At 44.5% G+C, this 17,840-nt stretch carries 13 protein-coding genes; 10 read left to right on the forward strand and 3 right to left on the reverse strand.

The window, feature by feature from the left end; all coding sequences use genetic code 11:
• Nucleotides 1–3 precede the first annotated feature (3 nt).
• The 5 genes from dnaE to JHD69_RS05420 all read left to right on the forward strand — a co-directional run bounded on the left by dnaE (nucleotide 4) and on the right by JHD69_RS05420 (nucleotide 8,902).
• A complete protein-coding gene (gene dnaE / locus JHD69_RS05400) occupies nucleotides 4–2,991 on the forward strand; it encodes a DNA polymerase III subunit alpha (protein WP_199138106.1) in 2,988 nt (995 codons plus the stop codon).
• A gap of 309 nt (nucleotides 2,992–3,300) precedes the next feature.
• On the forward strand, nucleotides 3,301–5,865 hold the full coding sequence (gene gyrA, locus JHD69_RS05405; RefSeq protein WP_199138108.1) for a DNA gyrase subunit A: 2,565 nt from the start codon (nucleotides 3,301–3,303) through the stop codon (nucleotides 5,863–5,865).
• A gap of 27 nt (nucleotides 5,866–5,892) precedes the next feature.
• Nucleotides 5,893–6,975, forward strand: coding sequence for a tetratricopeptide repeat protein (locus JHD69_RS05410; protein WP_199138110.1), 1,083 nt, complete (start codon nucleotides 5,893–5,895; stop codon nucleotides 6,973–6,975).
• 87 nt (nucleotides 6,976–7,062) lie between these two features.
• Nucleotides 7,063–8,205 carry a tetratricopeptide repeat protein gene (locus JHD69_RS05415; protein WP_199138112.1) on the forward strand — a complete coding sequence of 381 codons (1,143 nt, stop codon included), beginning with the start codon at nucleotides 7,063–7,065 and terminating at the stop codon, nucleotides 8,203–8,205.
• Between the two features lie 310 nt (nucleotides 8,206–8,515).
• Nucleotides 8,516–8,902, forward strand: a complete 387-nt coding sequence (locus tag JHD69_RS05420) for a VOC family protein (RefSeq protein WP_199138114.1) — start codon at nucleotides 8,516–8,518, stop codon at nucleotides 8,900–8,902.
• 5 nt (nucleotides 8,903–8,907) lie between these two features.
• Here JHD69_RS05420 and JHD69_RS05425 read toward each other — a convergent pair whose 3' ends face one another.
• Both JHD69_RS05425 and JHD69_RS05430 read right to left on the reverse strand, forming a co-directional pair.
• The gene (locus JHD69_RS05425) at nucleotides 8,908–9,549 is read right to left on the reverse strand and encodes a GNAT family N-acetyltransferase (RefSeq protein ID WP_199138116.1); all 642 of its coding nucleotides are present in this window, start codon (nucleotides 9,547–9,549) and stop codon (nucleotides 8,908–8,910) included.
• A gap of 24 nt (nucleotides 9,550–9,573) precedes the next feature.
• The gene (locus tag JHD69_RS05430; protein WP_199138118.1) at nucleotides 9,574–9,930 is read right to left on the reverse strand and encodes a response regulator transcription factor; all 357 of its coding nucleotides are present in this window, start codon (nucleotides 9,928–9,930) and stop codon (nucleotides 9,574–9,576) included.
• A gap of 158 nt (nucleotides 9,931–10,088) precedes the next feature.
• On the opposite strand from JHD69_RS05430, the gene JHD69_RS05435 reads away from it, so the two are divergent.
• The 5 genes from JHD69_RS05435 to JHD69_RS05455 all read left to right on the forward strand — a co-directional run bounded on the left by JHD69_RS05435 (nucleotide 10,089) and on the right by JHD69_RS05455 (nucleotide 16,194).
• Complete coding sequence (locus tag JHD69_RS05435; RefSeq protein WP_199138120.1) at nucleotides 10,089–12,203, forward strand: tetratricopeptide repeat-containing sensor histidine kinase; 2,115 nt, start codon at nucleotides 10,089–10,091, stop codon at nucleotides 12,201–12,203.
• Nucleotides 12,204–12,216: 13 nt separating this feature from the next.
• The gene (locus JHD69_RS05440; RefSeq protein ID WP_199138122.1) at nucleotides 12,217–12,966 is read left to right on the forward strand and encodes a LytR/AlgR family response regulator transcription factor; all 750 of its coding nucleotides are present in this window, start codon (nucleotides 12,217–12,219) and stop codon (nucleotides 12,964–12,966) included.
• A 64-nt stretch (nucleotides 12,967–13,030) separates the two neighbouring features.
• On the forward strand, nucleotides 13,031–14,242 hold the full coding sequence (locus JHD69_RS05445; RefSeq protein WP_199138124.1) for a DUF763 domain-containing protein: 1,212 nt from the start codon (nucleotides 13,031–13,033) through the stop codon (nucleotides 14,240–14,242).
• Nucleotides 14,242–14,952, forward strand: a complete 711-nt coding sequence (locus JHD69_RS05450) for an endonuclease V (RefSeq protein ID WP_233165724.1) — start codon at nucleotides 14,242–14,244, stop codon at nucleotides 14,950–14,952. Before JHD69_RS05445 ends, JHD69_RS05450 begins: the two co-directional genes overlap by 1 nt.
• A 33-nt stretch (nucleotides 14,953–14,985) precedes the next feature.
• Nucleotides 14,986–16,194 (forward strand): TCR/Tet family MFS transporter, encoded by a 1,209-nt coding sequence (locus JHD69_RS05455; RefSeq protein WP_199138126.1) that lies wholly within the window; start codon nucleotides 14,986–14,988, stop codon nucleotides 16,192–16,194.
• Here JHD69_RS05455 and JHD69_RS05460 read toward each other — a convergent pair.
• The gene (locus JHD69_RS05460) at nucleotides 16,191–17,543 is read right to left on the reverse strand and encodes a PhoH family protein (protein WP_199138128.1); all 1,353 of its coding nucleotides are present in this window, start codon (nucleotides 17,541–17,543) and stop codon (nucleotides 16,191–16,193) included. The genes JHD69_RS05455 and JHD69_RS05460 overlap by 4 nt on opposite strands.
• Between the last annotated feature and the right edge of the window lie 297 nt (nucleotides 17,544–17,840).

A 17,840-nucleotide genomic window follows, 5' to 3' on the forward strand; every position in this document is an offset into this window, starting at 1 on the left:
CTGATGTTTCTCAATGTCCACTCGCAATATAGCCTCAGGTATGGCACCATGCACATCGAAAACTTGCTGATGGAAGCAAGGGCTAAGCGCATCCGGCAGCTGGTGCTTACCGATATCAACAACTCTACCGGCTGCATGGAATTTATTCGCACTTGCAGGAAACACGGCGCAGGCTTTGAAGACCGGCATGGCGTATACTGGCCTCCTTATCAATTTAAGCCCATTGTGGGCATCGAATTTAGGCGCGACGAACAGCTGCTTTACATCGGTATTGCTCGAAACAGGGAAGGCATGAAGGAACTGAACGATTTTTTGACCCTCCATAACCTCAGGCAAACTCCCTTGCCTTTCGAGCCGCCAAAGTTCCAGCATGTTTACCTTGTCTTTCCCTATGGCAGGCGCAGCAAATTAGCCGAAAACGAATTTATAGGCATCAGGGCCAGCGAACTGAACAGCATGGCCGGAAAGCCTTTGAGCCATTTGCAGCATCAACTGGTGGTTTTTCATCCGGTTACGGTAAAAGACAAGATAGAATACCGGCTGCATCAATACCTGAGGGCAATCGGGCTGAATACGGTGCTGGGCAAGCTCACCGAAAAAGACACCTGTAAGCCCGACGAGTTTTTTGTAGACGAGCGCGAACTGCGTGCCAAATTCGCATGTTGCGATTTCATCGTAGACAATACCCAAAAACTGCTGGACAGCTGCAGTACCGACGAATACACTTTTGGCAAAAAGAACAAAAAATACTTTACCAGCAGTGCCGAAGAAGACCTGAAACTGCTGACCCAACTGGCCATGAAAGGGCTCAAGTATAGGTATGGGGCCGACAGCAAGGAAGCCTTAAGGCGCATACAGTCTGAATTAAAAGTAATTGCCGACCTTGATTTCTGCGCCTATTTTCTGATAACCTGGGATGTGGTACGATATGGCATGGAAAGGGGCTATTACCATGTGGGCCGAGGTTCTGGTGCCAACAGCATCGTGGCCTATTGCCTCAAGATAACCGATGTTGACCCCATTGCGCTGGGCCTGTATTTTGAGCGCTTTCTGAACTACAAGCGAAGCTCGCCACCCGATTTCGACATCGATTTCAGCTGGGACGAACGCGAAGATATCCAAAACTACCTTTTCGAAAAATACGGGCGCAACCATACGGCCTTGCTAGGTACCATGAGCAGTTTTAAAACCAGGGCCGTTATCAGGGAAGTAGGCAAGGTGATGGGCCTGCCTAAAAGCGAAATTGACGATTTTGTTGACCCCAGCAAAGAAATAGCCAACAGGAACAATCCCGTTTTCAAAAAAATCATGGCTGTTGGCACGTTTATGAACGACATGCCCAATCAGCGTTCTATCCATGCCGGTGGTATACTGATCAGCGAAGAACCGCTAACCTATTATACCGCTTTAGATTTGCCGCCCAAAGGCATGCCCACTGTACAATGGGATATGTACGAAGCAGAGGCCATCGGGCTCGACAAGTACGACATCCTGAGCCAGCGCGGCATTGGCCACATCAGGGAAGCCGTAAAGCTTATTGCCCAAAACCGACAAAAACAGATCGATATACACGATTTTAAGGCCTTTAAAGAAGATCCCAACCTCAATGCACAGCTTAAGGCGGGCACGCCGATCGGTTGTTTTTATGTCGAGTCGCCAGCCATGCGCCAACTGCTCAAAAAACTGGGTTGCGACAACTACCTCACCCTGGTAGCGGCCAGTTCTATCATCAGGCCTGGCGTAGCTAGTTCGGGCATGATGAAAATGTACATCCAAAGCTATCATGCACCCGATAAAGTAAAATATCTGCACCCGGTAATGGAAGAGCAGCTGGGCGACACTTTTGGCATTATGGTGTACCAGGAAGACGTTATCAAGGTTTGTTGCGGCTATGCAGGCCTAGACTTGGCCGATGCCGATATTTTACGCCGGGGCATGAGTGGCAAATACCGTGCAAAGGTCGAATTTGACCGGCTTGCCCAGCGTTTTTTTAGCAAAGCCAGGGACATGGGCAGAGAAGAGGCCGTAACGGCCGAGGTATGGCGGCAGATCTCGAGTTTCGCCGGATTTAGTTTCTCTAAGGCCCATTCGGCCAGTTTTGCCGTAGAAAGCTACCAGAGCCTGTTTCTCAAAACCTATTATCCCATGGAGTTTATGGTGGCCGTGCTCAACAATTATGGAGGTTTTTACCAGCGCTGGGTGTATGTACATGCCTTAAAGCAAACAGGAGCGCAGGTGAACCTGCCTTGCGTAAACCATAGCGATGCCGAAGTAAACATTGAAAAAGACCAGGTCTATCTGGGTTTTATTGGTGTTCAGGGACTGGAAAACAGGCTCATCGAGCTCATCCCGAGAGAGCGGAAAATCAACGGCAACTATGCCGATTTGGAAGACCTGATTAAACGCACCAGCCTTACTTTAGAGCAGGCCTTGATTTTGATCCGTATAGGAGCCTTGCGTTTTACCGGCAAAAGCAAAAAAGAACTGCTTTGGGAAGTACACAACCATTTGGGCAATTCGAATAAGCCAGTAGCAGGTCATGAATTATTTCGCCTGCCCGTTAAGCCTTACGTTTTGCCTGCGCTGGCTACCGATTGGGTAGAAGACGCCTATCAGGAATTGGAATTGTTGGGTTTTCCGCTCAGCGTCAGCATGTTCGATCTGCTCAAAACCAGTTACCGTGGCGATGTGCTGGCCAAAGACCTCGACCGCCACGAAGGGCGGGTCGTAAAAATGCTGGGCAATTATGTGTGCGAAAAAACAGTGCATACCTCGCAAAATTCGAAAATGTGGTTTGGCACTTTCATCGATAGCGAAGGTGATTTTTTCGATACTGCGCATTTTGCCAACCGTACGCCGGTTTACCCGTTCAGGGGCAAGGGCTGCTATCTTATTTTGGGTAGGGTATTGATGGATTTTGGCGTGCCCAGCATCGAAGTCATGCAGTTTGCCAAGCTGCCCATTGTCGATAATCCGGTATTGAAGGCCTAGGATTAAAAAGCACGCCTCCTAGGTTTTCGAAAACTTTGTAAGTCTGCTTCAAAGTCAGCCGGGCAACAATGCTGGTCCTTGCGGCAATATCCACATTTTCGGTATTGAATTCCAGAAAAGGAGCAGCCACATGAAGAATGCAACAGTCGTTTTTAGGCCATTGTCTTGTCAAAATAACAGGATAAAGTCGATTATCCCCATGTGTAAAACTTTTCCACATCAGTGCACAGGTTGGCGCTTATTTTGTTAAATTCGCAAGGTTATAACAATACCTAATTTAAATTTCGTTTTTAACGAACATTATTATTTATGGCAGAAGATTTAGAAAATCAAGAGAACGACAAGATAGTCCCGATTAACATAGACGAGCAGATGAAATCTGCCTACATCGACTATTCGATGTCCGTTATCGTAAGCAGGGCCCTGCCCGATGTACGCGACGGTTTAAAGCCGGTACACCGCCGTGTGCTGTACGGGATGCTGGGTTTGGGTTTAGGTGCCGGAAAACCATATAAAAAATCTGCACGTATCGTAGGTGAGGTACTGGGTAAGTACCACCCGCATGGCGATTCGTCGGTTTACATGACCATGGTGCGTATGGCACAAGAGTGGAGCCTGCGCTACCTGATGGTAGACGGACAAGGAAACTACGGTTCGGTTGACGGCGATTCGCCGGCAGCGATGCGTTACACCGAAGCGAGATTCAGCAAGCTTGCCGAAGAAATGGTAGCGGATATCAACAAAGATACCATCGATTTTCAGTTCAACTTTGACGATACCGAACAAGAACCAACCGTTCTTCCTTCTAAAGTTCCCAACTTATTGATTAACGGCTCGTCTGGTATTGCCGTAGGTATGGCAACCAACATGGCGCCGCACAACCTTACCGAAAGTATCAATGCCACGGTGGCTTACATCGACAACAATGAAATTACCATTGCCGAGTTGATGAAGCATATCAAAGGCCCTGATTTCCCAACGGGAGCAATCATATACGGCTATAACGGCGTTCAAGAAGCCTTCGAAACCGGCAGGGGCCGTATCGTGATGCGTGCCAAAGCCGAGATAGAGAGCAACCGTGACCGCGAAAGCATTGTGGTAACCGAAATACCTTACCAGGTAAACAAAGCCCAAATGATTGAGCGTACCGCCGAACTTATTGGCGAGAAGAAAATCGAGGGTATTTCGAACATCAAAGACGAATCGAATAAAGACGGTATCCGTATCGTTTACGAAATCAAGCGCGATGCCAATGCAAGCATCGTATTGAATAACCTGTTTAAGCAAACCGCTTTGCAGACCTCGTTCAGCGTAAACAACATTGCGCTAGTTAACGGCCGTCCGCAGTTGCTTAACCTTAAAGATATCATCCGTCACTTTGTAGACCACCGCCACGATGTAGTGATCCGCAGAACCAAGTTCGAGTTGGCTGAGGCCGAAAAACGTGCCCATATTTTAGAAGGCTTGTTAATCGCCCTCGATCATATTGAAGAGGTTATCAAACTGATTCGTGCATCGAGCACGCCAGAAGAGGCGAGGGTAGGCTTGATGGAAAAATTCGGCCTGAGCGATATTCAGGCACGTGCCATCCTCGACATGACCTTGCGTAGGTTAACCGGACTGGAGCGCGACAAGATCAAAGAAGAATATGCCGAATTGATGAAAACCATCGAATATTTGAAATCTATTTTGGCCGACGAAGGTTTGCGTATGCAGATCATCAAAGATGAATTGGCCGAAATGGCTGACAAATATGGCGATGAGCGCCGTACCACCATCGTTCATTCTGCCGAAGACATGAGCATGGAAGACTTTATCGAAGACGAAGAAGTAGTGATTACCATCTCGCACGAAGGCTACATCAAACGTACGCCTGCTACAGAATACCGTACGCAAAGCCGGGGCGGCAAGGGCTCAAAAGGCAGCGATTCGAGAAACGAAGACTTTATCGAACACCTGCTGATTGCCTCTAACCATAACTATATGCTGTTCTTTACCGAAGCCGGACGCTGTTTCTGGCTCAGGGTTTACGAAATTCCAGAAGGAAGCAGAACCAGTAAAGGCAGGGCCTTACAAAACATCATCAATATTCCGAAAGAAGAAAAAGTTAAGGCTTACATCAAGGTAGTTAACCTGAAAGACCAAGAGTACCTAGAGAATAACTTCATCATCATGTGTACCAAAAAAGGTACCATCAAGAAAACATCGCTAGAGGCTTATTCGAGGCCGCGGGTTAACGGTATCAATGCCATCAACATTAATGAAGGCGACCAATTGCTAGAGGCCAGCTTGACTACCGGAAGTAGCGAAATCGTAATGGCATTGCGTTCGGGAAGGGCCATCCGCTTCAATGAAAGCACCGTGAGGCCAATGGGCAGAACCGCTACGGGCGTAAGGGGCGTAACCTTAGCGCATGATCAAGATGAAGTAGTTGGCATGATTGCTGTAGACGATAAAGAAGCTACTGTTTTGGTGGTGTCGGAAAAAGGCTACGGCAAACGTACCGATATTGACGATTACCGCGTAACCAACAGGGGAGGTAAAGGGGTTAAAACCATTAATATTACCGATAAAACCGGCTCGCTGGTAGCCATTAAGAACGTAACCGATGCCGACGATTTGATGATTATCAACAAATCAGGTATCGTAATCAGGATTGTGGTAAGTGAGCTGAGGGTAATGGGGAGGGCTACGCAAGGGGTTCGTTTGATTACTTTAAAAGGTAATGACGAGATTGCTTCGGTAGCCAAGATCCAGCATGAAGACGAAGAGGAGGAAACAGAAGGAAATGTAACCGACTCTGCAACAGGGGCCGACGAAAATCCAGAGAATAATAACAATACTGCTGCCGAAGGCGAAACAGCGGATAATTAATATAATTTCGAAAAAAACTAAAGAATAATGAAAAAATTGCTTTTAAGTACATTGCTTGTAGGTGTTGCTACGCTTGCAAATGCGCAAAAGAGTGAAGTAAACGAGTCGCAAAAATCGTGGAACTTGTACGTAACAATGATCAGCTCCCAAGGCTATGCCAAATCTATGGATGCGCTTAACAAAGGCCTCGCCCATACCGATCTGGCTATTGCCAACGAAAAATCTAAGGTGATGCCTGAAGCCTGGTCTTACAGGGCCCTGCTTTCTTCGGAGATTTCGAGGTTGGATACTGTTGACGTAAACAATGCCTTGAGCAAACAAAAAATTGCCGAAGAAGCTATCGGCAAAGCCAAGACTTTAGATACCAAAGGCAGCGAAAAAGACAATATTGCTACAGCTGAGATCAACCTTATCAATGCCAAAAGAAACAGGGGGGTTAGAGCCTACAACAATAAAGACTATGCTGGTGCCATGACTATCTTTAAAGAGTTGCTGGCCGCTAATCCAAAGGATACCGCCATGTACATCAATGTTGGGGTAACAGCCAATTTAACTGGCAAATATCAGGAAGCCGTAGATAATTTCAAGAAAGTTGTAAGTTTAAATGTACCCGAGTCTAAGGATTTCTACATCCAGATCATTAACCTGCAAACCGATAAGCTGAAAGATACCACAGCGGCTTTGGCTACCATTCAAGAAGCTTTGGCCAAATTCCCTAACGAAGCCAACTTTATTGGTGCAGAAACGGATTTGTACATTGCCAAAGGCGATATCGTAAAATCTCAGGAATCGTTGGCCAAGCTGATTGCCAAAGATCCCAGCAAAGAAGTTTACCATTACCTGATGGGCGATACCTATTATAAACAAGCTTTGGCCGTTCAGGAAACAAGAAATAAGCTTGATGCCAAAAAAACGAAAGAATATGATGCGCTTTCGGCTAAAATCGTAGCCTTGATCGACCAATCGATCCCATTTTACAAAAAAGCGCTGGATATTAATCCGAAATATGTACCGGCTTTGGAAACCTTGAAGCAAATCTATGCTTTCAAAAACGATACAGCTAATTGGGAAGCCATCAAGAAAAGATTGGATGCCATTCCGGCAAACTAGGAATAGCTTAAAGCCTAAAGGAAAGAGGGATAAATTTTTTTATCCCTCTTTTTTGTTATTTTTGTTGACCAACACCCCCTGTGAAGCATGAATCATAAATTTATATTTGCCCTTGTTTTCGTTTGTTTAGCCCATATTAATCAGAGCTTTGCCCAAAAATCGCAGATCCAGGTGGCACAGAACAGCGTAGGCAAGCTGCAGGTCAGTATCGCCAACAAGGAAGACGCCAAAAAGCAGCTGGCTGTTATAGGAGAGGGGATTAAGGCGGTAGAAGCAGCCCAGAATGATAAAAAAACCAAGAACTGGCCCGAAACATGGTCGATCAAAGCGTACCTGAGCTCTTATGTGGCCCTGATTGACGACAACGAAACCAATGCCGACAAATATTACGGACTGGCCACAGAGGCACTGGAAAAAGCCAAAGAACTTGATAAATACCAGGCCAATTCTACCTTGATCAAGGCAGCGCATTATAACATCATGATCAAAAAGCAGGCTGAAGGGAACAAGGCTTTCCAGCAGAACGATTTCATGACGGCTTTTGGCTTGCTCAAACAGGTAAGCGATTACCTGCCTACAGATACGGCCATTGCGGTAAATGTGGCATTGTGCGCCCAAAACATCCAATCGTACGATGAGGCGCTGACGTATTTTAAGAGGGCTAAAGACAATGGCATCAAAAATCCGATTGTTTTTCAACAAATGGCCAGCATTTATGCCTCTAAATTTGAAAGCGAAATGGCTATCAGGATGTTGGAAGACGGCCTAAAGCTTAATCCTTACCATCCGTTTCTGACCAACGATTACATCAACTTGTTGTTGGACAACGAAAAATATACGCAGGCAGCCAAAATCATCGAAGGTTCTATAGCCACGGAAAAAAGGAACAAGCTGTTGCTGTTTTTATATGGCTATTTGCAACAATCGCAACTGAACAACAGCACGGGCGCCGAAGCCACTTATAAAAAAGCATTGGAAGTTGACCAGAATTATTTTGATGCTTTGTATCAGTTGGCCTTGGTTTACGTTAACAATGCCAATACCGGATTGAAGGAAAAAAACAAGCAAAAATTCAATTCTTATGTGAACCGTGCCGAATTTACTTTGTTGCGTGCGCACGAGATCAACCCGAACGATAAGAATACCGTACAATTGCTCATTGAAATCTATACCCGTAAAGACAGGTTAGATAAGGTACAGGAACTCAAAAGAAAACTCAACGAATTTTAAGTGGCCGAGATGGTCAAAATAGAAGAGGAGATTATTGTTGGAATTATTAGTTAACATAACATAAATTATAGGACAATAAATTACACTATAATATTTAGCCAATCAGCATGGTAACGTGCCTAATTTCCTTAAGCCGATCGGCTATCAACGAAGAAAAGCTCCTTACGCCACGCGATAGAGCTGCTTTTTGTCTCAAATACACCTGTCAATCGTCTTTTTTATACCGTCGTTATTATTTTGCTAAACAATAGCTTTGTAAAAAGGTTATATTAACCGGCAATCTTAATGATTTACCCTTAACCAAAAAATGATGAAACCAAAAATGATTTGGGCCAATTTGGCCGTAAGCGATCTCGAGCGAACCACGGCATTTTATAGCGCACTGGGTTTTAAGCCCAATGGCTCGAATAGCGAATTAACGAGCTTCATATTTGCCGAGAACAATTTTATTATTCATTTTTTCCTGAAGGATATCCTCGAAAAAAATACCAAGAGCAAGTTCGCTGATCCACAACAGGCAAATGAAATTATATTCACGATTTCTGCGTCAAGCAAAGCACAAACAGACGATTGGGCCAAAGAAGTAGAAAATGCGGGCGGAAAACTGATCACCAAGCCCGATGAGTTTGGTGATGGATATTACGGCTTTGTTTTTGCCGATCCGGATGGCCACCGCTTTAACGTTTTTTACATGTAAAATGGCTAATTTTCGATAACGATTGAGGTATAAAAGCTATTCAGTTCCCAACCTAAAAACTGGTATAAGGATCTGCCTTCTTCGGTGGCTACCAAGAAATTCTTGAAAATACCTTTCGATAAGGCAATTTGTTCAAGTTCTTTCATCAACAAGCCGGCTAGCCCCCTCCTTCTGTACGCTGTTTCAGTTTTTATCCGGTCGTAAACAGCCAAGTCATCAACGAGTACAAGATGGCCTGAGGCTGCCAAATCGCCATTTAGAGCGATGATTTTTAGGGTCGAAACTGCACCTGAATAATCAAATTTTAATCGAAAGCCTTCGGGCAGTTCGGTATTGGGCATTTTCATGGGCTCAAGGCACGACATCATATACCCTTGGGGCTGTATAACCCATTTTTCAGGTATTTTGCCATGCAATGCCGTTGGCGGCGCGCACACTTTAAGAAATACCCAGGGCTCATCGATATGATTAGCCAGCTTGAGGAAATCTTTGTTAAGTTGCGGAAATACATAGCGTATCTTCTGCTTTTCGTAACCTACGTTTACCTTAAAACCCGATTTGAATGGAATCGGTAAAGGCAGTTTTCTCGATAAACACCAGGCTTTGAGCCATTGTTCTAAAATAAGCGGGGAAATAGGATGAGCCATCCCCTAAAAATAACTAATCAGCCATTAAAAGAATAACAAATAAGGCAATAACTCGACCATCGTTTTACAATTAAGCTTCTCATTGATGTTTTTCCGGTGCGTTTTAATGGTATAGCACGACACACAAAGCATATCGGCAATGGCTTCGTTGCTGTAGCCTTGCAAAATATGGTGCAAGACCTGTTTTTCGCGACGGGTTAGCTGCTCGAAACTTGCTTTGTTCGAGCCCAGAAAATCCAGCTGTTTGGTCAGTACATTGGTCAGCTTCCGATAAATTGCCAAATCCTCGATAGCAATCTCCAAACTGATAACGGCCTTTTGGCCATTCACCAAGGCAAGCTGCCAATCGTTGTTCGGGACAAGCGTGGTTAAGGTTTCCATTTGGGGTCGATTTTGTTTGGGTTTGCATTGAATTTAGCGGTTTTGGCTGCAGCATTTGAAAGCCAATTTGCCTGTTTGCCCTATAGCTTTGCCAAACCTGCTTTTCGCTTTGTGAAATTTAAGGCATCCACTTATTTTTTTCCTATTTTTAAGATGTGATGCCCTCTCCTGCCAAATATTGGTGCCTGCTGCTTGTCGGGTTGTGTATGTCGGCTTTTGCCTATGCGCAAAAACAGGGACAGCAACGGATAGATTCGCTGCAGCGAAAGCTTCCTTTACTGACCAACGATAGCGACAAGGTTATTGCCTTGAGCCACATTTCATTTGCTTATTTTCCTATTGATCCAAGGCAAGGCATTGCTTATGGCGAAAAATGCCTGCAACTGGCCAGGCGCATCGGTTTTGGCAAAGGCGAAGCATTGGCTTACAATGCATTAGGCGCAAATTATTGGGCCAAGCGCAATTTTTTAAAGGCGCAAGATTATTACCTCAAGGCCCTAAAGATCAATACGAGGCTTAAAGACAAGGCACAGATGGCACGTAATATCCACAACATAGCCGATATCTATTTGCGTTTTGATCCGAATAAAGCCCTGGGCTATTATCAAAAAGCAGTAGCTATTGCACGCGAAATCAATGATCAGGAAAAGATTTTGGGCTATCAAGCCAATATTTCCAGCGCTTACCAGATTCAGGGAAATTATTCGGAGGCCTTAAATTACCTGCAAAAATCGGTAGACCTGGCCAAAAAGCTCCACCGCCAAAGAGATGTGGCGGCCTACGAAAGCCTGATGGGAATTATCGAAATGGAAACAGGCCATTACAACCGGGCGCTGCAATTGGCTACCGATGCCTTGTCGATTTTTAGACAGATCGCCGCAACCAATCCGGCCAAAGATGATATTCCCCGCACGCTGCTCAACATAGCCAAAATCTATGGCAGGAAAAACGATTCGAAAAATGCGCTGCTCTATAACCAGGAGGCTTTCCGCTTGTTCGATCAGCTGCCGGGCAACATGGGCAAGGATTATGCAGCCGAATGCCAGAACAACATCGGTCAAATTTACCTCAACCTGGTGTCTGTAAAAATAAAACCAGACACAAAGTATGTTCAAGATACGGTACTAAAAAGCCAGTTGCGCCACTCGGAAGTCGCTTTTCGGAAATCCATTTCCATTTCGCTCCTAGCCAAGCAATGGGACGCGCTGACCATTGCGCAGCATGGTTTGGTTAAGGTACAGAAATTATTGGGCCAGCCTTATGCCGCCTTAGCTACCTATGAGGATTATTCGGATTTTAAAGACAGTGTTTACAATGCGGAAATGAACAAAAGCATTGCGCTGCATCAAATGGATTTCGAATACAATCAAGAAAAGGATTCTTTAAATACACTGAATAAATTGCAGGCCAGTAAAATTCAGTTCCTCGACCAGCAAAGGGTGTTAGACCATTTAAAAGTAAAGCAGCAATGGCTCTATTTTTTTCTCACGCTGATTATATTCTGCCTCATTGCCTTTTATTTCCTTTACAGGTACAGGTTAGCACAGGTACGCCTGAATAATGATTTGCACAACGAGAAAATGAACAAGCAGCTGCAAGAGGCCGAGTACAAAAAAAACATGAACCAGAACACCCTCGCTACGCTTATTTCGCAAATGAATCCGCATTTTATCTTTAATGCCTTAAATACCATCCAGAGCTACATCTATTCGGACAATAAAAAATTGGCTGGCGAGTACTTAGGCAAGTTTAGCGACCTGACCAGAAAAATATTAGACAACAGCAACAAAGCTACCATATCGCTGGCCGAAGAACTGGCCCTGCTCAACTTGTATCTCGATATCGAAAAAACAAGGTTTGGCGAAGAGCTCAATATTGTTTTAAGGGTATCGCCTGCCATTGATCCCGAAAATTTCTATATCCCTCCCATGCTGATCCAACCCTTTGTAGAAAATGCCATTAAACATGGACTTATGCACAGCAACAACACAAAGCAACTGCTGATTGAAATAAACGTACCCAACCAAATCGAGGATACGCTTGAAATCATTATAGATGACAACGGCATTGGTCGCGAGCAGAGCAAATGGCTCAACAGCAAACGCAATGGTCACCGGTCATTTGCCAACGATGCCAATAAGAAAAGAATCGATATTATTAACCTGCACCTGGAGGCACAAAAAATTGCCCTCGAAATCATCGATAAAAAAGCCGGCGACGGTTCGCCGCTGGGAACCAAAGTTGTATTGCTCATCCCTAATTCTTTAGATTAAATCGCTCAAAATCATGTATAAAGCAATTATTATAGAAGATGAATACCATGCAGCCAAGTTGCTGGAAAGTATGTTGAACGATATAGAACCTTTGGTGCAGGTGGCAGACAAATGTGTAGACCTGCCGTCGGGCGTACGGAGTATCAGGATGCATAAACCAGATGTGGTTTTTCTTGATATAGAACTGCCGGTGTACAGTGGTATTCAGTTGTTGGAGTTTTTTGATCCAAAAGAAATCGACTTCGAAATCATCTTTACCACGGCTTTTAACGAATATGCGCTTAAAGCCTTCGAAATGTGTGCTATCGATTATTTGATGAAACCCTTGCAGGAACACAAACTGAGAGCCGCCATTGAAAAGCTGTCTTCTGCAGCCCATCATACCACCAAAGCGTTGTTGCCTGCATTGAAGCATAATCTTTTAAACAGCGCGCAAAAAAAGATGGTGTTGCCCGTGGCCAGCGGATTTGAAATCGTAGATGTTGAAGACATCTGTTTTTTTAAGGCCGAAGGAAGTTATACACACATCTCCATCAAAGATGGAACCCATCATTTGGTCAGCAAGAATTTGAAGCATTTTGAGCAGCTGCTCGAGGGAACCAAGAACTTTTTAAGGGTACACCGAAGCGTAATGGTCAACGTGCTGTTTATCAAAAAAATAGTACGAAACGTTGGCTATACCATGCTGCTCAACGACAAAACAGAACTACCCGTTGCCGAAGAAAGGGTGCGTGATCTATTGGCTATTTTACAAGAACTATAATAAGCTAATATTTTTAGTTTTTTATTTTTAAATCCGAAGGCAAAATACTAAATTTGTTAGTGTTATGAAAAAGGCAGGCACAGCAGATTTACCTTTGCACCATGGATTTGTTCCCCTATGGCTGGCAGAGCGCATGGCAAAACTGGGTCGTGCCATTGTAGAAGAAATCTTAGCCCATAAGGGAAAAAACGAATTATTGAGCCGGTTGAGCGATCCTTTTTGGTTCCAAAGCTTGGGTGCCGTTATGGGGATGGATTGGCATTCATCGGGTATCACTACCTCGGTAATGGGTGCCCTCAAGCGCAGCATCAATCCCAATGCTAAAGAATTTGGCCTGTATATTTGTGGCGGCAAGGGCAATCAATCTAAATTAGCTCCTAGCCAGTTGCTAAAATACGCCGAATCGAATGGATTGGACGGCAATTCGTTGGTTCGGTCGAGCAAGTTAAGCGCAAAGGTTGATAATACTGCCGTTCAAGATGGTTTTCAGCTCTATCAGCATCATTTTGTGGTCAGCAATGAAGGCAATTGGACAGTTATCCAGCAAGGCATGAGCAATGCCAGTGCCACAGCCCGGCGATACCATTGGCATGCCCCTTCCCTACAGTCGTTTACAGAAGAGCCACACACCTTTGTGTATGGCGAAAATCGTGGGGCTATCCTCAACCTGACCGACAAGCAGGCCCAGCCGCTAAAACAATCCATTATGGATATCGCTTCCGAATCGCCGGTTAAAATGCTTGCCGAAATTGAACAGGTTAAAAGATTGGTGATGCCGAATCATCACGATGTGCGTGCCGAAAACATAGATATGAAACGCTTGGGAGCAGTTTTATGGCTGGCACAGGAAAAAAACGTTGCCAATTTCGAAGAATTGTTGCTTTTAGAGGGTTTAGGTCCTCGAACATTGCAATCGCTGGCTTTGGTAAGCGAAGTGATCCATGGCGGTCCGGCAAGATTTAAGGATCCTGCCCGGTTCTCTTTTGCACATGGCGGCAAAGATGGCCACCCCTTCCCTGTTCCTACCAAGGTGTATGATGAAACCCTTGCCACTTTGCAAAATGCCATCTATAAATCAAAGCTGGGCCGTTCGGAGCAATCGCAGGCCATCAAAGCCCTGTCTAAAATAGCTGCAGGCGTGGAAGACGATTTTGTGCCCAATGGAAATTTCGACGAATTGCTTGCGAAAGAAAGAGCCGATTCGTGGAAATATGGTGGCCGAACGGTTTTTGGGAAGGCCAAATCACCAACATCAACCCAATTAGCCTTATTCTGATGATCGATTACAATCAATTAACCGTACCCGAAGCCATTGCCCTGCAAAAGGAAATGAGAAAGGATCTCCGATTTGAAATCCCAGACCATCAGCCTATCCATACCATTGCCGGAGCAGATATTTCGTACAATAAAGACAGTAACCTGTTTTATGCAGCCATTGTGGTATTGAGCTATCCCCAGATGACTTTGAAGGCCTATTCGCTAGCCACCGGAATTAGCGATTTTCCTTACATACCCGGTTTTTTGGGATTTAGGGAAGTACCAACTTTGCTAAAAGCTTGGGAGCAACTACGCCTTAAGCCCGATGTGGTGGTACTGGATGGACAAGGCATATTGCATCCCAGGAGGATGGGAATTGCTTCACATTTTGGTGTTTTAACCCATCAGGCTACCATTGGTTGTGCCAAAAATTCGCTATATGGCAAATACAAAGAACCCAACGGCCTCAAATATTCTTTTAGCGAAATGCACGAACAGTCAACTTTGCTGGGTTATGCCTTACGCACCAAAGTAAACAGCAAGCCCGTATACATTTCGCCAGGTTATGGACTAAGCTTGCCCAAAAGCCTTTTGATCATGAAACAATGTGTTGGCAAGTACCGAATTCCAGAACCTACGCGATTGGCTCATGAAGTGGTTAATGAGTTTAGGATCGGAAAACTGAAAGCCGGTTTTAAGCTTGTTGAACAAATTCAAGAACTATTTTGAGCCTGATAAACCCAAATCAACTATTTTTACGGCATGACAACTAAAAAATCAACCCTTGGCTTTATATTCATTACCATTTTAATCGATTGTATCGGCTTTGGCATCATTATTCCTGTAATGCCCAATTTGGTTAGGCAACTTTCAGGAAAATCATTAGCCGTAGCTTCAGAATATGGGGGCTTGTTATTGGTGGCTTATGCGGTTGCACAGTTTGTTTTTTCGCCTATTGTAGGAGGCTTGAGTGATAAATTTGGCCGCCGGCCAATTTTGCTCATCTCTTTATTGGGCTTAGGCATTGATTATATCTTGTTGTCGTTTGCCCCAACTATAGCCTGGCTGTTTGTAGGCCGTATTATTGCCGGAATTACGGGGGCAAGTTTTACAACGGCCATGGCTTATATTGCCGATATCAGTACGCCAGAAAAGAAAGCACAGAATTTTGGAATGGTTGGTGTAGCCTTTGGCATTGGATTCATCATTGGCCCCATGATTGGCGGTTTATGTAGCCATTTTGGGCTTCGTGTTCCCTTTATGGTGGCCGCTGGCTTGGCACTTTTAAACTGGCTGTATGGCTATTTCATCTTGCCAGAATCTTTGGCGAAGGAAAAAAGGCGCGAATTTTCCTGGAAAAGGGCTAACCCGGTTGGCTCTTTGGTTAGCGTTTCTAAATACCCAACCATTATAGGGCTGGTTTTTGCCTTGCTATTGCTTTATATTGCCAGTCATTCCGTGCAGTCTAATTGGGGCTATTATGTTATTGAGAAATTCAAGTGGAATGAAGCCATGATTGGGTACTCTTTAACCGTGGTTGGTATTGCCGTTGCCATTGTGCAAGGTGGCCTGATTAGGATTGTCATTCCTAAAATTGGCAATAAAAAAGCCATCATTTTAGGGATGTCGCTCTATATTATTGGTTTTTCCTGCTTTGCTTTTGCGCCCAACGGCTTAATGATGATGATTTTTATTCTTCCTTATTGTTTAGCGGGTATTGGAAATCCAGCTATGCAAACTATCATTTCCAATCAGGTACCTGATAATGCCCAAGGCGAAATCCAAGGTATCCTGACCAGCATGCAAAGCGCAGGTGCTATCATTGGCCCATTTTCAATGGCTTATATTTTTGCGTATTTCATAGGAAACAATCATGGTATTTATTTTCCCGGTGCTCCTTTCATTTTTAGTGCGCTACTGACCTTGGTGGCCTTGTGCATCATTGTTGCTACGCTCAGAAAACACCATTAGAGCAGTTCGTTGGCCAGGTTGGCCAGTTCGCTCCTTTCTCCTTTTTGCAGGGTAATGTGTGCGTAGAGCGGGTGCTTTTTGGCGTTTTCGATGAGGTAAGAAAGTCCGTTGCTTTCCGAATCGAGGTAAGGCGTGTCAATTTGATAGATATCTCCCGTAAAAACGATTTTGGTATGTTCTCCGGCCCGCGAAATAATGGTTTTGATTTCGTGCGGGGTAAGGTTCTGAGCCTCGTCAATAATAAAAAATATCTTGGTAATGGTTCGTCCGCGGATAAAGGCCAAGGGCGCAATTTCTATTTTTTCGGTACGGATCAGCTCGTCGATCTTGGCCAGCATCTTGTCGTCGCCGTTAAACTGCTCCTTGATAAATTTGAGGTTATCCCATATCGGGGCCATGTACGGATCTACCTTGGCTTTCACGTCGCCCGGCAAAAAACCGATGTCCTTATTACTGAGCGGCACAATGGGTCTGGTAATGTAAATCTGCCTGAAATCCTTCCGTTGCTCCAAAGCACTAGCCAGGGCCAGCAGGGTTTTTCCGGTACCTGCATTGCCTTGTATGGTAACCAGCTTAATGTCGGGATTAAGCAGGGCATCAATGGCAAAGGCTTGTTCGGCATTGCGCGGAGAAATATTGAAAACTGGTTCCTGATTTACCAAACGGAGGGTTTTGGTAACTGCACTATAAGCCGCAATGACGGTTCTTTTCTTGTTTTTTAAACTGTAGAAATGATTGGAATCCTTATAAGGCAGCTCCAAACCGGATGCTTCCACAATCGTGTTTTTTTTAATATCGTCGAGGAGTTCGAGCGGAACATCTTTCAATTCGGTTTTACCACTGTACAGCTCATCGGCATTTTTGATTTTGCCGGTTTCGTAGTCTTCAGCATGCAGGTTAAGCGATTTGGCCTTTAGCCTGAGGCAAATGTCTTTAGAGACGAGAATGACCTTTTGCCTTGGATTCTCTTCTTGCAGGGCTAATGCGGTATTTAGAATGCGGTGATCGAATTTGCCTTCGCCAAAGAGTTTTTCGGCATCCATACTTTTGGGACTTTCATTCAGTACCACCTTGAATTTACCCAAACTGTTTTTGCGCAAAGAGAACCATTCATTGATCAGGTGTTTTTTTGAGGCTTGATCGATGATTCTGATGAAGTTCCTGGCTTCGAAATTGCGCGTGTCGTTGCCGCTTTTAAAATTATCGAGCTCTTCTAAAACCAATACAGGAACGGCTACATCGTGTTCCTGGAAATTGTTGACTGCATCGTGATCGTATAAAATAACCGAAGTGTCGAGTACAAATATTTTTTTTGACGGACTGGAATCTGGTTTGCTCTTCGTGGACATAACGTAAATTTAAGCTTTATCAGCAAAAAAAATAGATTTTTTATTCGTACATGCCTTATGGTATTCTGTTCTGAAATCTCCCAAAAAGCAAAGCAAATCTGACAGAACGTCGAAAGACTAAAGTCGGTTTATAACAAATAAAGTCTCACGACGGCATTTTTATAAAGAATGAAGCCACTCAGAAATCAGATCATTTGAAAGAACAGATGGATTTGGAGAGAGCTCAGGTCGCAAGACCCATATTGATTTGAACAGCTCGTATCAAACATTATTGCAGACTGTGGCATTTTACGGAGT

The sequence above is a fragment of the Pedobacter sp. ASV12 genome (genome assembly GCF_016429155.1).
Lineage (GTDB): Bacteria > Bacteroidota > Bacteroidia > Sphingobacteriales > Sphingobacteriaceae > Pedobacter.

Bases quoted from the DNA above. Each gene is read 5' to 3' on its own strand.
- dnaE (WP_199138106.1), top strand. From the start codon at position 4: ATGTTTCTCAATGTCCACTCGCAATATAGCCTCAGGTATGGCACCATG.
- gyrA (WP_199138108.1), top strand. From the start codon at position 3,301: ATGGCAGAAGATTTAGAAAATCAAGAGAACGACAAGATAGTCCCGATT.
- JHD69_RS05410 (WP_199138110.1), top strand. From the start codon at position 5,893: ATGAAAAAATTGCTTTTAAGTACATTGCTTGTAGGTGTTGCTACGCTT.
- JHD69_RS05415 (WP_199138112.1), top strand. From the start codon at position 7,063: ATGAATCATAAATTTATATTTGCCCTTGTTTTCGTTTGTTTAGCCCAT.
- JHD69_RS05420 (WP_199138114.1), top strand. From the start codon at position 8,516: ATGAAACCAAAAATGATTTGGGCCAATTTGGCCGTAAGCGATCTCGAG.
- JHD69_RS05425 (WP_199138116.1), bottom strand. From the start codon at position 9,549: ATGGCTCATCCTATTTCCCCGCTTATTTTAGAACAATGGCTCAAAGCC.
- JHD69_RS05430 (WP_199138118.1), bottom strand. From the start codon at position 9,930: ATGGAAACCTTAACCACGCTTGTCCCGAACAACGATTGGCAGCTTGCC.
- JHD69_RS05435 (WP_199138120.1), top strand. From the start codon at position 10,089: ATGCCCTCTCCTGCCAAATATTGGTGCCTGCTGCTTGTCGGGTTGTGT.
- JHD69_RS05440 (WP_199138122.1), top strand. From the start codon at position 12,217: ATGTATAAAGCAATTATTATAGAAGATGAATACCATGCAGCCAAGTTG.
- JHD69_RS05445 (WP_199138124.1), top strand. From the start codon at position 13,031: ATGAAAAAGGCAGGCACAGCAGATTTACCTTTGCACCATGGATTTGTT.
- JHD69_RS05450 (WP_233165724.1), top strand. From the start codon at position 14,242: ATGATCGATTACAATCAATTAACCGTACCCGAAGCCATTGCCCTGCAA.
- JHD69_RS05455 (WP_199138126.1), top strand. From the start codon at position 14,986: ATGACAACTAAAAAATCAACCCTTGGCTTTATATTCATTACCATTTTA.
- JHD69_RS05460 (WP_199138128.1), bottom strand. From the start codon at position 17,543: ATGTCCACGAAGAGCAAACCAGATTCCAGTCCGTCAAAAAAAATATTT.